Origin of the sequence: Stenotrophomonas sp. Bg11-02 (genome assembly GCF_002836635.1) — a bacterium.
Taxonomy (GTDB): Bacteria; Pseudomonadota; Gammaproteobacteria; order Xanthomonadales; family Xanthomonadaceae; genus Stenotrophomonas; species Stenotrophomonas lacuserhaii.
In genome coordinates this window covers 12223-28083 of record NZ_PJAY01000064.1, presented here as the reverse complement: position 1 = coordinate 28083, position 15861 = coordinate 12223, and the positions used below count along the sequence as shown (strand labels likewise).

General features: G+C 65.5%; 11 protein-coding genes. 4 read left to right on the top strand and 7 right to left on the bottom strand.

Features of this window, described 5'->3' with window-relative positions; genetic code table 11:
• Window positions 1-2 precede the first annotated feature (2 nt).
• The gene (locus CXG43_RS13915) at window positions 3-1940 is read right to left on the bottom strand and encodes a DUF3857 domain-containing protein (protein ID WP_101100457.1); all 1938 of its coding nucleotides are present in this window, start codon (window positions 1938-1940) and stop codon (window positions 3-5) included.
• 187 nt (window positions 1941-2127) lie between these two features.
• Window positions 2128-4482 (bottom strand): DNA translocase FtsK, encoded by a 2355-nt coding sequence (locus CXG43_RS13910; RefSeq protein WP_042614128.1) that lies wholly within the window; start codon window positions 4480-4482, stop codon window positions 2128-2130.
• A gap of 255 nt (window positions 4483-4737) precedes the next feature.
• On the opposite strand from CXG43_RS13910, the gene trxB reads away from it, so the two are divergent.
• Window positions 4738-5709 (top strand): thioredoxin-disulfide reductase, encoded by a 972-nt coding sequence (gene trxB, locus CXG43_RS13905; RefSeq protein WP_042614111.1) that lies wholly within the window; start codon window positions 4738-4740, stop codon window positions 5707-5709.
• A 54-nt stretch (window positions 5710-5763) separates the two neighbouring features.
• On the opposite strand, the gene CXG43_RS13900 is transcribed toward trxB, so the two are convergent.
• The gene (locus tag CXG43_RS13900) at window positions 5764-7302 is read right to left on the bottom strand and encodes an N-acetylmuramoyl-L-alanine amidase (RefSeq protein WP_232767802.1); all 1539 of its coding nucleotides are present in this window, start codon (window positions 7300-7302) and stop codon (window positions 5764-5766) included.
• A 208-nt stretch (window positions 7303-7510) separates the two neighbouring features.
• Between CXG43_RS13900 and CXG43_RS13895 the strand changes: the two genes are divergently transcribed.
• Window positions 7511-8632: a GNAT family N-acetyltransferase gene (locus CXG43_RS13895; RefSeq protein WP_101100456.1), complete on the top strand. Its 1122-nt coding sequence runs from the start codon at window positions 7511-7513 to the stop codon at window positions 8630-8632.
• Here the strand turns inward: CXG43_RS13895 and CXG43_RS13890 are convergent.
• On the bottom strand, window positions 8587-10050 hold the full coding sequence (locus CXG43_RS13890; RefSeq protein WP_101100516.1) for an FAD-binding protein: 1464 nt from the start codon (window positions 10048-10050) through the stop codon (window positions 8587-8589). The two genes, CXG43_RS13895 and CXG43_RS13890, sit on opposite strands and share 46 nt — an antisense overlap.
• A gap of 11 nt (window positions 10051-10061) precedes the next feature.
• Window positions 10062-10898: a TauD/TfdA family dioxygenase gene (locus CXG43_RS13885; protein ID WP_198551387.1), complete on the bottom strand. Its 837-nt coding sequence runs from the start codon at window positions 10896-10898 to the stop codon at window positions 10062-10064.
• Between the two features lie 253 nt (window positions 10899-11151).
• Between CXG43_RS13885 and aat the strand changes: the two genes are divergently transcribed.
• Entirely contained in the window at window positions 11152-11892 is a 741-nt protein-coding gene (gene aat, locus CXG43_RS13880; protein ID WP_101100454.1) for a leucyl/phenylalanyl-tRNA--protein transferase, read from the top strand.
• Between the two features lie 8 nt (window positions 11893-11900).
• Here aat and CXG43_RS13875 read toward each other — a convergent pair whose 3' ends face one another.
• The gene (locus CXG43_RS13875; protein ID WP_101100453.1) at window positions 11901-12884 is read right to left on the bottom strand and encodes an isocyanide synthase family protein; all 984 of its coding nucleotides are present in this window, start codon (window positions 12882-12884) and stop codon (window positions 11901-11903) included.
• Between the two features lie 292 nt (window positions 12885-13176).
• Between CXG43_RS13875 and infA the strand changes: the two genes are divergently transcribed.
• A complete protein-coding gene (infA, locus tag CXG43_RS13870) occupies window positions 13177-13395 on the top strand; it encodes a translation initiation factor IF-1 (protein ID WP_005409596.1) in 219 nt (72 codons plus the stop codon).
• 143 nt (window positions 13396-13538) lie between these two features.
• Here infA and clpA read toward each other — a convergent pair whose 3' ends face one another.
• Window positions 13539-15821, bottom strand: coding sequence for an ATP-dependent Clp protease ATP-binding subunit ClpA (gene clpA, locus CXG43_RS13865; RefSeq protein WP_101100452.1), 2283 nt, complete (start codon window positions 15819-15821; stop codon window positions 13539-13541).
• Window positions 15822-15861: the final 40 nt, after the last annotated feature.

Here is a 15861-nt window from a genome sequence, read left to right as displayed (position 1 = left end):
GCTCAGGGGCCGCCTGCTGCGGGCACCCGACCGTACACGATCTGCCCGCGGAAGCCGCGCCGCACCTGCTGGAACAGCTCGCGGAAGGCGGCGTAGTCAGCGGGCTGGCACAGCGCATCGTTGCCGCGCACTGCATTCTGGCGCAGCCGATGGCGGGCGATGATCTGCTGGCCGTCGCGCTCCCAGCCCACCGAATACTGGCCCGCCGCGTTGCTGAACTGCTGGTCGCGTGGCACCGCGATCAGCGGCACGCCCTGCGGCAGGGTCACCCGGTAGGTTTCCTGGCGCAGGCTGGCGTCGCACTGGAACGGGGTGGCGTTGTCCGGCGCCGAGGTGGCCGCATAGGCGTCACGGAACGATTCCGCGCCCGGCGGATCGGGCAGCTGCATGCCGCCGACCAGGTTGAAGTCCACGTAATCGGAAGCGCTGAAATCGAAGGTGTAGTTGAATGGCTGCTGCAGGTCCTGCGGGTCACCCTGCAGTTCCAGGCGGCCCTGCCCGTCGAAGCCGGAGGCCGCCACCATCGAAGCTTCGGCACGGGCACGGTTCTGTGCGTTCAAGCGTGCGAAGGACGCGCGCATGCCGATCTCCGCGCTGTCACCGGGCTGCAACCGGGTGCTGCCTTTCAGATTGCCGGCGCCGTCGAACACGAAATCCGCCTCGAAGCCCATGCCATTGCGCAGCGCATCGTTGGCCGGAGTGCGCGCCAGCTTGGCCGGCCCGGTCAGCAGCACCGGCGCGCCGAGGTCGCCGTCGGGCAGCTGGCCGGGACGTGCCCAGGCGCTGGTGGAATCCAGGTACAGGTCGAATTCCGGCACGTAGGTAATGGCGTGGTTGAAGCGCCCCAGCGTCGGCACCGCCGGCAGGGTCGGTCCGCCGCCTGCGCCGATCAGCACCGCCGTGCTGTCGATGCCCTTGGCTGCCAGCAGTGCTTCCAGGATCACCACGTGGTCCTTGCAATCGCCGTAGTGGTTGTCCAGCACGCTCTGCGCGGGGTTCGGCTCCAGCCCGCCGTTGCCGAGATACACGGCTACGTAGCGGATGTTGCGGGCCACCCAGCGGTACAGCGCATCCACCTGTCCACGGCGGTCGGCGATGCCGTGGGTGACTTCCTCGGCCAGCGCCTGCAACTGTGGGGTGACCTTCGCCGCCTGCCCTGCCTTGAGCTGGTACGCACGCGCCATCTGCGGCCAGTCCGCATAGGTGCTGGCCATGATGGTCGGGCTGAACTCCCACGGCGCGGCGGTCCAGTTCTGCGCCGGCAGCGGCGTGCCGCGGCGATAGGTCCAGCTCCACTGCGCACGGCCGGCGCGGACCGTGGGTGCGTCGCTGCCCTGCACGCCCCTGCTCAGCACCTTCATCGGCAGGCTGGCTGGCGCACTCAGGGTGACCTGCGCATCGTCGTACTGGTTGAACACGCTGAAGGTTTCCCACAGACCGAAATAGCCCGGGAAGTACGGCTGCCGCTGGGTACGGCGGGTGGCATAGACCACGCGCGTGCCCGGCGCCAGGTTGGGGAACACGATCACCCGCACCTTGCGGTCGGCGTACATCGCCGCCGAGGCGCTGGAGTAGCTTTCCTGGGTATAGATGCGATCAGCCGGAACGTCGCGGCGCTGGCCATCGGCGGTCAGCGTGTAAGCCTCCAGCACCTCCAGCGTCTCCATTTTCTCGCTGTAACTCAGCCGCACCTGGCTGAACTGGTCCACCGCGCTGCGGGTCTTGAGCAGGATGTCGTAGTGCTCGGCCTGGGTGTTGCCGGCATCGGCGTCGACCACGTAATCGGCGCGGTAGCGGGCGAAGCTGAAGTTGTTGCTGGCCTCGGCCGGGGCCGCGCCCTGCATCGGGGCGGCGGCGGGGATGGCGGGTGCCCCCACCGCCAAGGCGGACCCGAAAGGCAGCAGCAGGGCGGCCAGCAATCCGTTGCGGAGGGGTGCCATGAGGGGTTCCGGTTGGTCAGGTCAGGGGCGGTGGGGCGGGGTCAAAAGCGTGACGACCAACGGTCGTCACCCACCAGTTCAAGGGGTCGTCACCCACCAGTTCAAGGGGTCGTCACCCACCAGTTCAAGGGGTCGTCACCCACCAGTTCAAGGGGTCGTCACCCGCCAGGCAGGCACGGGCGGCGGTTTATTTGGGCGGCGGCGGGGCCAGCACGGTGCGGTCGCCGTTGTGCTCGGGCGAGCTGACCACGCCGGCCGCTTCCATCGCCTCGATCAGGCGCGCGGCGCGGTTGTAGCCGATCTTCAGTCGCCGCTGCACGCCGGAAATGGAGGCGCGGCGGGTTTCAGTCACCACCCGCAGCGCTTCGTCATACAGCGGATCGGATTCATCACCGGACGATGCGGTTTCCGGCAGGCCGCCGGCACCGACCACCACGCCGTCGCCCATGGTCTGCACTTCGTCCAGCACGCCTTCGATGTAGTCGGCCGGCCCCATCGCCTTGAGGTGTTCCACCACGCGATGGACTTCTTCGTCGGACACGAACGCGCCATGTACGCGGTCCGGCATCGCCGTGCCGGGCGGCAGGTACAGCATGTCGCCATGGCCGAGCAGGGTTTCGGCGCCGGACTGGTCCAGGATGGTGCGCGAATCGATCTTCGAGCTGACCTGGAAGGCGATGCGGGTCGGAATGTTGGCCTTGATCAGGCCGGTGATCACGTCCACCGACGGGCGCTGGGTGGCCAGGATCAGGTGGATGCCGGCCGCACGCGCCTTCTGTGCCAGGCGGGCGATCAGCTCTTCGACCTTCTTGCCGACGATCATCATCATGTCGGCGAATTCGTCGATGAAGATGACCACGAACGGCAGCGTTTCCAGCGGGCGCGGGGCCTCGCCCAGCTCCGGGTTCGGCTTGAACAGCGGGTCCATCAACGGCTGCCCGGCGTCCTGGGCGTCCTTGACCTTCTTGTTGAAGCCGGCCAGGTTGCGCACGCCCACCGCGCTCATCAGCTTGTAGCGGCGCTCCATCTCGGCCACGCACCAGCGCAGGCCGTTGGCGGCCTCCTTCATGTCGGTGACCACCGGCGCCAGCAGGTGCGGGATGCCCTGGTAGACGCTCAGTTCGAGCATCTTGGGGTCGATCATCAGCATGCGCAGGTCTTTCGGGCTGGCCTTGTACAGCAGGCTCAGCACCATCGCATTGACCGCCACCGACTTGCCCGAGCCGGTGGTACCGGCCACCAGCAGGTGCGGCATGCGGGCCAGATCGGCCACGGTCGGGCGGCCGGCGATATCCTTGCCCAGGGCCAGGGTCAGCGGGCTGGTCGCCTTGTCATATTCCTTCGAACGCAGCAGCTCGGAGAGATAGATCATCTCGCGGGTGACGTTCGGAATCTCCAGGCCGATCACCGACTTGCCCGGAATCACATCGACCACGCGCACCGACTTGACCGACAGCCCGCGGGCGATGTCCTTGTCCAGCGTGCTGATCTGGCTGACCTTGATGCCCGGCGCGGGCTCGATTTCGAAGCGGGTGATCACCGGACCCGGATAGGCGCCGACCACCACCGCATCAATGCGGAAATCCTTGAGCTTGAACTCGATCTGCCGCGACAGGGTTTCCAGCGTCTCCTCGTCGTAGCCCTTGGGCTGCGGCTTGGGATCATCCAGCAGCGCCAGCGGGGGCAGGTCCGAGCCATCGCCGTTGACGCCCTGGAACATCGGGATCTGGTTGTCGCGCTTGGCCCGGTCGCTCTTCTCGATCACCGGTTCCGGACGCGGCTCGATCTTCACCGGCTCGCGCTTGGCGCGCACCTCGGCATCGACCTTGCGCACTTCCTGGCGCTCTTCGCGCATGACGCGCGTCTGCTTCCATTCGGTGGCCTGCTCTTTCTTCTTTTCCAGCAGCGGCGCCAGCGCCATCACGCCCTTGCCGATACGTTCCATGACCATCAGCCACGACAGGCCGGTGGCCAAGGTGATCGAGGCCAGCAGCAGCACCAGCACGAACAGATTCGCACCCAACGCCCCGAAACCGACGCTCAGCGAAGAGCCCACCAGCTTGCCGAGGATGCCGCCGGCAGAGGCCACGTCGGCACTGAACAGGCGCAGGTGCAGGAAACCGGTGCCGGCGATCAGGAAGCCGACCAGGCCGACCAGCCGCAGCGCCGGGTCGAGGTCATTCTCGCCCTTGGCTTCGCGCTTCAGCCCGAACATCGCAAACCAGGCCAGCGCGCCGAGGATCACCGGCAGCACGAAGGCCATGTAGCCGAACAGCTGCAGCAGCACGTCGGCGATCCACGCCCCGGCACGCCCGCCCATGTTGTTGACCGGCGCCACGATGCTGCCGGTGTGCGACCAGCCCGGGTCGGTCGCCGAATAGGTGAACAGGCTGGCCACCAGGTACAGCAGCGCCGGGGCCACGGCGATCAGACCCAGATCGCGCCACAAGCGCTGCCGCGTGGGGTTTTCAGACGGAGACGGATCGCGGCGACGGGCTTTGCCTTCGCTCGATCGGCTGCGTTCGGGGACCTGCTTCGCCACCTTGGACACTACCTTTGGAATACGCTGTTAGTGGTTGATAATAAACGAAGCGCGTCGGTTTTCCGTCACTACTGGCTGAGCGCGATCCGCCATCACCCGGCAGGCCCCGTCGAGGACGGCCTGACCCGTCGGACGCATCGCCGCGTTCCAGGCGTGCGGGTTGAAACCCCCTGCCCCTGCCATCACTCTATGGTCTGCCCCCAGCGCGCGCAAACCGTCGCCGCGCCTTGATCCCCTTACCTTTCGCGAGTCTACATGAGCACCACGCTGCCCTCCCGCCATCAGAAGCTTGTCATCCTCGGTTCCGGCCCGGCCGGTTGGACTGCCGCCGTCTACGCTGCCCGCGCCAACCTCAAGCCGGTGGTGATCACCGGGCTGCAGCAGGGCGGCCAGCTGATGACCACCACCGAGGTCGACAACTGGCCGGGCGATGCCCATGGCCTGATGGGCCCGGACCTGATGGCGCGCATGCAGGCCCACGCCGAACGCTTCGAAACCGAGGTGATCTTCGACCACATCCACACCGCCGACCTGTCCCAGCGCCCGTTCAAGCTGATCGGCGACAGTGCCGAATACACCTGTGATGCGCTGATCATCTCCACCGGCGCGACCGCCAAGTACCTGGGCATTCCGTCCGAAGAGACCTTCAAGGGCCGCGGCGTGTCCGCCTGCGCGACCTGCGACGGCTTCTTCTACCGTGACCAGGACGTGGTGGTGGTCGGCGGCGGCAACACTGCCGTGGAAGAAGCGCTGTACCTGTCCAACATCGCCCGCAAGGTCTACCTGGTCCACCGCCGTGACACGCTGAAGGCGGAAAAGATCATGCAGGACAAGCTGTTCGCCAAGGTCGCCGCCGGCAAGATCGAAACCGTCTGGCACCACCAGGTGGACGAAGTGCTGGGCAACGACGCCGGCGTGACCGGCGTGCGGGTGAAGTCGGTGCAGGACGGCAGCACGCGCGACATCCAGGCCCATGGCTTCTTCGTGGCGATCGGCCATCACCCGAACACCACCTTGTTCGACGGCCAGCTGGCGATGAACCACGGCTACCTGGAAATCCGTTCCGGCCTCGGCGGCAATGCCACCCAGACCTCGGTGGAAGGCGTGTTCGCCGCTGGCGACGTGGCCGACCAGCACTACCGCCAGGCGATCACCTCGGCCGGCTTCGGCTGCATGGCCGCGCTGGACGCCGAGCGCTACCTGGACGCACAGGGCAAGGCGAGCTGAAGCACGCCGCCGGGTGACACTGGAAAGGCCGGCCTTTGCGCCGGCCTTTTCTGTTCAGGGAAGCCTGCGGGCCGTGGCTGCTCCCTCATCGTCCTGGTACACCGCCTGTGACACGTCCATTCCCGAGCCCCGCACGCACTGCACGATGTGCCGGATCGGCGGTGACTTCACTCCGTCGTCGTCAACCATCCGGGTGTTCCAGAAGATCGGCGCGCTTCCGGCGTTCTCGCAACGCAGGGTGATCTGGGCTGGCTTGGTGTCCGGGTCAGGCAGCGTCACCGCACCATCGGTGCACTTCCAGCCGGGAGGGCATCCGAGGTTCTTCGTCTCGATCACGACGGGGTACTGGGGAAAGCCGGCGAAGGCAAGATCAACCACCCGGGATTGGCCGGCCGCCACGCGGATGGTGGCAATGGGATCGACCTTCAACGGGTTGCAGCCCTTGCCCTCGCGCCAGAGGCGGTAGCCCTTCTCGACACCTTTCATCGACGCTTCCCGGAAGACGGGGTCCTGCAGGGCCAGGGCGTCATTCGGATTGGTGTGAAACGCCGCTTCCACGATGACCGAAGGCATCTGAGCCAATCGATTTTCGCCGTGGTTTGCCTCACCGGGTTCGGCAGGCACGAAATAGCCGGTGTAGAGCGACTGACTCGTTATGAGTTCCTTCATGTAACAGAGGATTGAAGAGGCCAATGACCGATCCTCCTGCCTTCCGGGTGCAATGAAGGCACGAGCCCCCGTGGCGGCAGAACTATCAGAGGCATTGGTGTGAAGATGCACCAGCGTGCCGACGTTTTCCCTGTTGGCGTAAAGCGGCCGGCTGCGTATATCCTCATCCCGCTCTCGCAGTGCGTGCGTACTTTCAGGAAGCGAGTTCCAGATGTCTGCGGCATCGGGGATGTCCCGTTGCAAGCTATACCTGGCACCCAGTTTCCACCATGCCTGCGAACTGCCTTCGTGCGTCCCCTCGTCCGTCGCGCGCGCCCGTAGCACCGCCGCTTTTGAGCGCGATGTCATCAGCTCAGACAACTCGGCGGCGAGCAGGGGCGTGATCTCATCCTCTACGACTCCGTTGCTCGGGTCGCGCTGTGCTCTCCAATCTCTGTATCCGTGATGGAAATAGACTCCATGACCTGCGGATATCATTACTGCCGTCCTGTCGGAAGCCCCCGCCAATCCTCGAGATTGAAGCGGAAACAATCCATCGAAGGACTGACCTCCGTAAAGGAACACAATCTGCGGAGCGGGGCTGAACCTTTCAGTGAGCTCCCGGACGCTGTTGCCTACCCACTGCTCAAAATCCTCCATCTCAGCGCCAGGGTGATCCGGCCTGTAGCCTCGCAAGACGTCAATGACCACCTTCCCACCCGCCGCGTCATGGTGGGCCTCGACAAGCACGTCGGCAAATGAGCGCGCATCGATGCGAAAGCTGGCCACGCCGTTCCGTGCTGCCTCGGTCAGAAGCACATCGAAATCCTCAGGGAACACAGGCTTCCCACTGCTGGCAGCCATCGAGTGGCTACTGACAGGTGGCGACTGCGGCGGCATTGAAGCCCCCGTCGTCAGCAGCGCGCACAGCAGCTTGCCGGTCAATACAACGTGTCTTTTCAATGGACCATTCCTCTGCTCCAGGCCACCCGCCTGATCTGCAGTCTCCGGCACGCCAAACGATGGCGAAACTTCAGAATTCCGAATGACCGGTAGGAATCGAGCAGGCGAGCGTATTGACGGCCAGCCACACGCGCGTGGCCCGCCGCTGCCAAGGCATCACACGCCCAGTCCGGTGCTCTATCCTGTCCCCATGCCGCAGATCCGCTTCCTTGAAGACCTCCAGACGCTCACTGCGTCCCAATGGGACGCCCTCCACGACGGCAGCAACCCGTTCGTCAGCCACGCTTTCCTGTCCGGCATGGAGCAGTACGGCTGCCTGCGCGAGGACTGGGGTTGGCGTCCGCGGCACCTCACCGTGTGGGAAGGCGAAAGACTGGTGGGCGCGATCCCGGGCTACCTGAAGGAAAACTCCCACGGCGAGTTCGTGTTCGACCACGCCTGGGCCAATGCCTATGCCCGCCACGGTCGCGACTATTACCCTAAATGGCTGGGTGCGGTGCCCTACTCGCCCGTGACCGGACCGCGCCTGCTGGCCGGCGGCGCTGGCACGCGTGCAGCGCTGCTGGCCGCGCTGGTAGAGGCACTGCCCGGCCTCGGCGTTTCCTCCGCGCACATCAACTTCCATCGCGAGGGCGAGGACGGCACCTTCAGCGATGCCTGGCTGTTGCGCGAAGATATCCAGTTCCAGTGGCGGAACCCGGGGCAGTGGCGGAACTTCGATGACTTCCTCGGTGCGATGAACCACAAGCACCGCAAGAACATCCGCCAGGAACGCAACAAGGTCGCCCGGCAGGGGATCAGCTTCCGCGTGGTGCATGGCGACCAGGCCAGCCGTGCGGACCTGGAGGCGATGTATCGGTTCTACCTGCAGACCTTCCTGGAGTATGGCAACGCCCCTGCCCTGACCGAGCCGTTCCTGCGTCATATCGCCAGTTCGCTCGGCAAGGGGTTGGTGCTGTTCCTGGCCGAGCAGGACGGCGAGCCGATCGCCGGCGCGCTGTGCCTGCGCGGTGGCCAGACCCTGTATGGCCGCTACTGGGGCGGCGCCACCCTGCCCGGCCTGCACTTCGAAGCCTGCTATTACCAGGGCATCGAGTATTGCCTGAGCGAAGGCCTTTCACGGTTCGAGCCTGGCGCGCAGGGCGAGCACAAGCTCGCGCGCGGCTTCCTGCCAACGGTGGTGCGCAGCCGGCACTGGATGGCCGACGCTGATTTCAGCGAGGCCCTGCGCGAATGGTGCGCGCACGAGCGTGCGGACATCACCCGCTATCGTGACGAACTGCTACTGCACTCACCCTTCCGCAGTGACTGATCCGAACGCGGCAAGGTAGTCCAGCACCGGTGCGGGATCATCCAGCGCAGCACTCGTGGCGATATGACTGTCGGGACGAACCAGCACCAGCAGGCCCGCATACGGGCAGGTCGGATCCTCGATCCGAAGGACCTGCACGAAAGCCGGCATCGTGGGCACGGCCCCCCGGTACCGCACACCAGCAGCGTGAAACAACCATAGTCCAGCAGCGGGTAAAGCCGTGAAGGACGGCCTGCATGCTGCCCCATCAGGACATCATGCACGCGCTCGCCGGCCAGCCCTTCGCCCGCGTAGCGCACCCCCATCCCCGTAACGTATCCGGACCGTTGCGCCACGATACCCACGTAGTCCGTCGCATGCTGCCGGCTGGACGGGTCGCGGGTGGCAAGACCCAGCAGGCGCGATGTTTCCACCACGCCCAACGCCACCGGTTTACGTTCGGATTCGTAGCTGCCCAGAAGACCAGCCGGCACGGGCTGGTTGACCGCCATGCCGATCTTCCACATCAGGTTGAAGGCATCGGCCAGCGCCGTGTTGAGGCCCTGGCCGCCGTGGACGGAATGGATGTGGCATGCATCGCCCACCAGGAAGACCCGGTTGTCCACGGCAAAGCGGGCGGCCACGGCCTCTTTGACCGAAAACTGGGAGAACCAACGTACGTCACTGAAGCGCACGCTGTAGGGCCGCGTCGCACGGTTGATCCGCGCCATGACCTGTTCGAACGTGAACTCACGGGCATCCATGCGGACATAGAACCGATCCAGCTCGCCCTCACGCGGGATCCAGGCCACGTCGGAGGATTCGGCCTGGAAGACGATGATCTCCGGCGCCTTTGGGAAATCGGTGTCGATCACCCCGTCCACGACCGCCCAGGTCATGCGCGGGCGGGTCACTTCGAATGGGATCTGTAGGTGTTCACGGACAAACGAATGTGCGCCATCGGCACCTATGACGAAGCGTGAGGTGATGGACCGCCCGTCCGAGAGTCGGGTTACGCATCCGCCTGCCTGCTGTTGCACGCCGCTCACCGAGGTGCCGCGCTGCACGGGGATGCCCGACGCACGCAGGCGCTGATCCAGCAGCTGCTCCACGAAAGACTGGCCGATCATCAGGAAATGCCTGTGGAAGCACCCCTGCAAGGCATCCCACCAGTCAGACTGCCGGGAGACGAATGTGCCCTCGGCCCATACTGAGCTGGTGTTGCACGGCTTGCCGTGCGGATAGAGATCATCGAACAGGTCCACGATCTGCAACAGCTGCAAAGTGCGCGCATTGAGCGCGTCCGCGCGCCCGGCCTGCAGCGGGCCGGCGCTGCGGTCGGCGATCAGCACCCGCAGCCCAAGCTGCCTGCCGAGATGGGCGCACATCAGCCCCGCAGGTCCAGCGCCGGCGACGACCACATCAACGTCGGTGTCCACGCACGCGGCCTTCATGCGCTGGCCAGCAGGTGCGGATTGTCCAGTGGCGGCTCACCCAGGATGTGCAGCCGACGAAGGTGGCGCGGCGCACCGCTGGTGAACGCCTCACGCCCGTGCAGCAGGCTGTGGTTGTCGGCGATGACCAGATCGCCGGCCTCCCAGGCATGGGCATACAGGCAGCTGGGCGCGTGCAGCGCATCGGCGAGGCTGCGATGCAACAGCGCGGCATCCGCCTCGCCCATCCCCGTGAACGAGGCCGATGCAGGGTTGATGAAGGCCTCGCCCTGCTGGTCCTGTGGCGCGCTGTAGCGGATGACCGCCGCGTCACGGTCCGGGTGCCGGGTCACGACGGGCGCCTCGGCCACGCTGTGGTAGTACTCCATTTTTCTATCGTAACGTCCCGTGGCGCGCTCCCACAGCAGGCGGACCGGTGCCGGTGCTTGATCCAATGCGCGCGCGGTGTGGGAAAACAGCGTCCGCCCCCCGCAGCCGGGTCCGGGTGCACGCAGGCACTGGAAGATCTGGAACTCGGGCACCTGCCGGCGGTACATGCCATCCCAGTGCAGCGGCACGGCCGAATTGTCGAAGATATGATCCTGCGGCGCTTCCCGTTCGAGAAGCTCCAATACTTTTCCGAACGGCCATTCGGCGATGCTGCCCCAGCGCTCCCCGTACGCGGCGAGGTCTGCGGCGTCTTCGGGGCCACGGAATCCGCGCAGCAGCACCAGGTGATGGTGTCGGGCGAGGACGCGCAGTGCATCGACGGACAGGTCGGTGGCAGCGTCATTCGGTGATGCAGCCTGCAGCATGACGCCGAACGGCTGAAGTTGGATGATGGGAGTGGTCACGGCATCGGCCCTGCTGTTCCCGGGCCCGTGCCCGGCCTGGACCACGCTAGGCACAGGATCTGTTGAAAGCGAGTGGTTTTCCGACGCCCACCGCAAGAACTGCCGCCTGCGCCACGCTGATGCGCAAGCTGCAGTATCCTGCGCGCATGCACGCCATCGCTTCGCCCTTGAAAGACGGCCACACCCGCCCTCTGCGTCATGTCACAGCCCGCAGCCGCAGCGTTACCCGCTGCCACCGTGCAGCACCCGGCGAATGAGTCGTCAGTTTCCGTGGCGCTTGGGCGAGGCCGAAGATGCGCCTTTTCCACCCGCTGAAACGGCGCTGCGCCACCCGGACGGCCTGTTGGCCATCGGTGGCGATCTGCGACCGCAGCGATTGCTGAACGCTTATGCGCAGGGTGCCTTCCCGTGGTTCAGCCAGGGTGAGCCGATCCTGTGGTGGTCACCCGATCCGCGCACCGTATTCGCCACCGATGGCGTGCATCTGTCACGCAGATTCCGCAGGCAACTGCGGACACTGGAGTGGGAGATCACCGCCGACACCGCCTTCCAACACGTCGTCCGCGCCTGCGCCACGGTGCCGCGACCGGGTCAGGACGGCACCTGGATCGGTACCGACATGATCCACGCCTATACCGAGCTGCATCGACTGGGGCACGCACACTCGGTCGAAGTGTGGGAAGGGCCGGAGCTTGTCGGCGGCATCTATGGCGTGGCGTTGGGCAGCATGTTCTTCGGCGAAAGCATGTTCAGCGCACGCAGCGGGGGTTCGAAAGTGGCCTTGGCTGCGCTGGCCTCGCTGCTCCACGCGGGGGGCGTGCCGGTACTGGATGCGCAGGTGCACAACCCTCACCTGGCGCGGATGGGGGCGACACAATGGCCGCGCGAGCGTTTCCTGGCGCACGTGCGGCAGGCCATCCAGCAGCCCATGGCGCCTGGCGACTGGTCGGCCGCAGGGGCCCGGCTCCCGCTGCGGCATTATCTCCCCCACTGAACACGGACTCAGGCTGCGGCGCGCTCTTGGTGCGCGCTCGGACGTCCGTCCGTCCACGCGCTGTAGTGGCTGGGACGTCCATCCACATGGATCAGCCTGGCCCCTTGGCTCTCCGCCTGGTGCCGTTTCATCAACACGGCGCGATCCCCGAGATCGACCGCCACCGCATGCCAGGGCGTCAGCCAGGCATCAGCGGTGGGCAGCATGTGGATGCCCAGTTTGTCGCTGCTGCGCGCCTGTGGATGGATGGACAAGCGGACCGACCGCGGAAAGACCTCCTGCAGAAAACTGCCCCACGCCAGACTGCGCTGCACGACCTGGTAGGCCCGGGCTTTGGCCTCGCGCTGGACCTGCGTGGCGCTTCGCACATCATCGGCGCGCCAATCATCTTCGGCCATGAAGCGGATGATGCCACGCAGCTGCCGCACCCCGTCCTCGGACCGCAGCAGTCCGGTCCGGATGTCATCCAGCGACTGGCCATGCTGCGCCAGCAATGCCGCACGGCGATCGTCGTGGCCTGCGCTGCCGAGAAGCAGCGAGGTGCAGTCACACAGGCAGAATGTGTCCAGGTGGGCCAGGCTGCGACGGGCGATCATCGCGCGGATGGCCGCCTGGTAGTGATCGATGACCGGGTCGGAAACGCCGATGGTGGGTCCGAATACGTGGCCATCCGAGCAGATCGTCAGCCGGGCGCCGGCAGGGTGGATGGCGGCAATGCAGGCGCACAGCCGTTCCAGCGCATCCAGCGACAGCGCTTCGGCCAGGTCCGGCAGCGGGCCCAGGACTTTGCGAAGGGAGGGCGATTTGGCGGGAAACGCGGGGAGGACCATGTGCACCGGCTCCCCCGCCCGGACGAAGCCGCGCACCCGCGCCATGACCGGATCCGACAACGCGTTGGCGAGGGGGCCTGCCTGGTCGCACCGCTGGTGAAAGGCCAGCGTCCGGGCAATGGCTTGGACAACGGCCTCGGCTGCGTGCTGAGGATGGCTCATTGCTCGCTCTCCCTACAGATGCTTTGCGCCGGGCCGTCGGGACCTCGACGACCTGGGCGCATTGACGGATGTATCCTGTGATGAGAGGCACGATAGCAACGGGATATAGGGCTCGAAATAGCTCAACCCGGCAAATTCTGACCCTCCCAGGGGAGAATGGTGGGCCCGTGCCGGGAAGGGCGTATCCCGCAACGGGATGACGGTTAACGCAATCTTTGCAAAATGGGGTGCATGTGCGTAAAATGCAGCGGCTTAGGCCCCCGTGGCCGCTCTCTGAACCGCACAGGATTACATGTCGAAAGACGACTCCATCGAGTTCGAAGGCACCGTCAGCGAGACGCTGCCGAACACGACGTTCCGCGTCCGCCTGGAAAATGGTCATGAAATCATTGCCCATATCTCCGGCCGCATGCGCAAGAACTACATCCGCATTCTGACCGGTGACCGGGTCAAGGTTGAAATGACCCCGTACGACCTGACCAAGGGCCGTATCACCTACCGCATGAAGTAAGCGGTCCGACGCATCCGCGTCGACGAGAAAGGCCAGCCATCGAGCTGGCCTTTTGGCGTGCCTGGATGCGGCAGCCCCGAGCCATGCTCGACGGCCAGCCGCTGCAGCGCCGGGCAGGACCCGGCGCTGCAGCACGTAGTGGCTTATTCCACCGTAGCCGGCAACAGACGCTCCGGTTCAGCGAAGGTTTCCACGAACAGCTCGTTGTCGCGCACGTCGATGCTGGCCCTTCCGCCGTTGACCAGCTTGCCGAACAGCAGTTCGTCGGCCAACGGGCGCTTGACCTTGTCCTGGATGACACGGGCCATCGGGCGTGCGCCCATCAGCGGATCGAAGCCGTGCTGGGCCAGCCAGTCGCGCGCGGTCGGCGTGGCCGAGAGGCTGACGTGCTTTTCCTGCAGCAGCATTTCCAGTTCGATCAGGAACTTGTCCACCACGCGCAGGATGTGCTCGAAGCCCAGCGCCTGGAACTGCACCACCGCATCCAGCCGGTTGCGGAACTCCGGGGTGAAGCTGCGACGGATGGTCTCCATCGCGTCGGTGGCGTGATCCTGCTTGGTGAAGCCGATCGAACGCCGTGACGCCTGCGCCGCACCGGCATTGGTGGTCATCACCAGCACCACGTTCTTGAAGTTCGCTTCCCGGCCGTTGGTATCGGTCAGCACGCCACGGTCCATGACCTGCAGCAGGATGTTGAAGATATCCGGATGCGCTTTTTCGATTTCATCCAGCAGCAACACGCAGTGCGGCGTCTTGACGATCTTTTCGGTCAGCAGGCCACCCTGGTCGAAGCCGACGTAGCCCGGAGGCGCACCGATCAGGCGACTGATCGAATGCCCTTCCATGTACTCGGACATGTCGAAGCGGACCAGCTCGATCCCCAGCTGCAGGGCCAGTTGCTTGGTGACTTCGGTCTTGCCGACACCGGTAGGGCCGGCGAACAGGAAGTTGCCGATCGGCTTTTCCGGGTTGGCCAGGCCGGAGCGGGCCAGCTTGATCGCCGAAGACAGCGTTTCGATGGCCGGATCCTGGCCGAAGATCACCATCTTCAGGTTGCGCTCCAGGTGCTTGAGCACGTCCTTGTCGGTGGCGCTGACCTGCTTGGCCGGGATGCGTGCCATCTTGGCCACGATCGCCTCGATCTCCTCGATGTCGATCAGCTCCTTGCGCTGTCCTTCCGGCATCAGGCGCTGTCGCGCACCGGCCTCGTCGATGACATCGATCGCCTTGTCGGGCAACAGACGGTCACCGATGTGCTTGACCGACAGGTCCACCGCCGCCTGCAGCGCATCGTCGGCATAGGTGACGCCGTGGTGCGCTTCGTACTTCGGCTTGAGCCCCTGCAGGATCTCGTAGGTTTCGCCCACGGTCGGCTCGACGATGTCGATCTTCTGGAAGCGCCGCGCCAGCGCGCGGTCCTTTTCGAAGATGCCGCGGTATTCCTGGAAAGTGGTCGAGCCGATGCAGCGCAGGTCACCGGAGGCCAGCGCCGGCTTGATCAGGTTGGAGGCATCCATGGTGCCACCGGACGCCGATCCTGCACCGATGATGGTGTGGATCTCATCGATGAACAGCACCGCGTTGGGCACCTTCTTCAGCGAGGTCAGCACGCCCTTGAGGCGTTTTTCGAAATCGCCGCGATACTTGGTGCCGGCCACCAGCGCGCCCAGGTCCAGCGAGTAGATGACCGCATCGGCGAGCACCTCCGGCACGGATCCTTCGACGATACGGCGGGCCAGGCCCTCGGCAATGGCGGTCTTGCCGACGCCGGCTTCGCCGACATACAGCGGATTGTTCTTGCGGCGGCGGCACAGCACCTGGATGGTGCGCTCGATTTCGTCGGCACGGCCCACCAGCGGATCGATCCGGCCGTTGCGGGCCTGTTCGTTGAGATTGCTGGCGAACTCGGCCAGCGCATCGCCCTTGCCCTCGCCTTCCCCGCCTTCGGCACGGCCTTCTGGATCGGCCGGCGAGGACGGTTCGCCTTCCTCACCGAGCTTGGCAATGCCATGGGAGAGGTAATTGACCACATCCAGCCGGGTGACATCCTGCTGGTTGAGGTAGTACACGGCGTGCGAGTCCTTCTCGCCGAAGATCGCCACCAGCACGTTGGCGCCGGTGACCTCCTTCTTGCCCGAGGACTGCACGTGGTAGACCGCGCGCTGCAACACGCGCTGGAAGCCCAGGGTTGGCTGGGTATCGCGCCCATCATCTTCGGCAAGCCGCGAGACGGACGCCTCGATGGCCTGCTCCAGCTCCTGGCGCAGGCGCTCGGGCTCGGCCCCGCAGGCCTTCAGGACGGCCTGGGCCGAGGGATTGTCCAGCAGCGCCAGCAACAGGTGTTCGACGGTCATGAATTCATGCCGCGCTTCCCGTGCCCGCTTGTAGCACTGGCCAATGGTGTGTTCGAGGTCTTTGCTGAACATGCTCTACTCCGGCGGCAGTTGAAGACAATATGCGGCCTGA

Excerpts from the sequence above, each read along its gene's own strand:
- CXG43_RS13875 (WP_101100453.1), bottom strand. The coding sequence starts at position 12,884 with ATGAGCCATCCTCAGCACGCAGCCGAGGCCGTTGTCCAAGCCATTGCC.
- infA (WP_005409596.1), top strand. The coding sequence starts at position 13,177 with ATGTCGAAAGACGACTCCATCGAGTTCGAAGGCACCGTCAGCGAGACG.
- CXG43_RS13915 (WP_101100457.1), bottom strand. The coding sequence starts at position 1,940 with ATGGCACCCCTCCGCAACGGATTGCTGGCCGCCCTGCTGCTGCCTTTC.
- CXG43_RS13895 (WP_101100456.1), top strand. The coding sequence starts at position 7,511 with ATGCCGCAGATCCGCTTCCTTGAAGACCTCCAGACGCTCACTGCGTCC.
- trxB (WP_042614111.1), top strand. The coding sequence starts at position 4,738 with ATGAGCACCACGCTGCCCTCCCGCCATCAGAAGCTTGTCATCCTCGGT.
- clpA (WP_101100452.1), bottom strand. The coding sequence starts at position 15,821 with ATGTTCAGCAAAGACCTCGAACACACCATTGGCCAGTGCTACAAGCGG.
- aat (WP_101100454.1), top strand. The coding sequence starts at position 11,152 with ATGAGTCGTCAGTTTCCGTGGCGCTTGGGCGAGGCCGAAGATGCGCCT.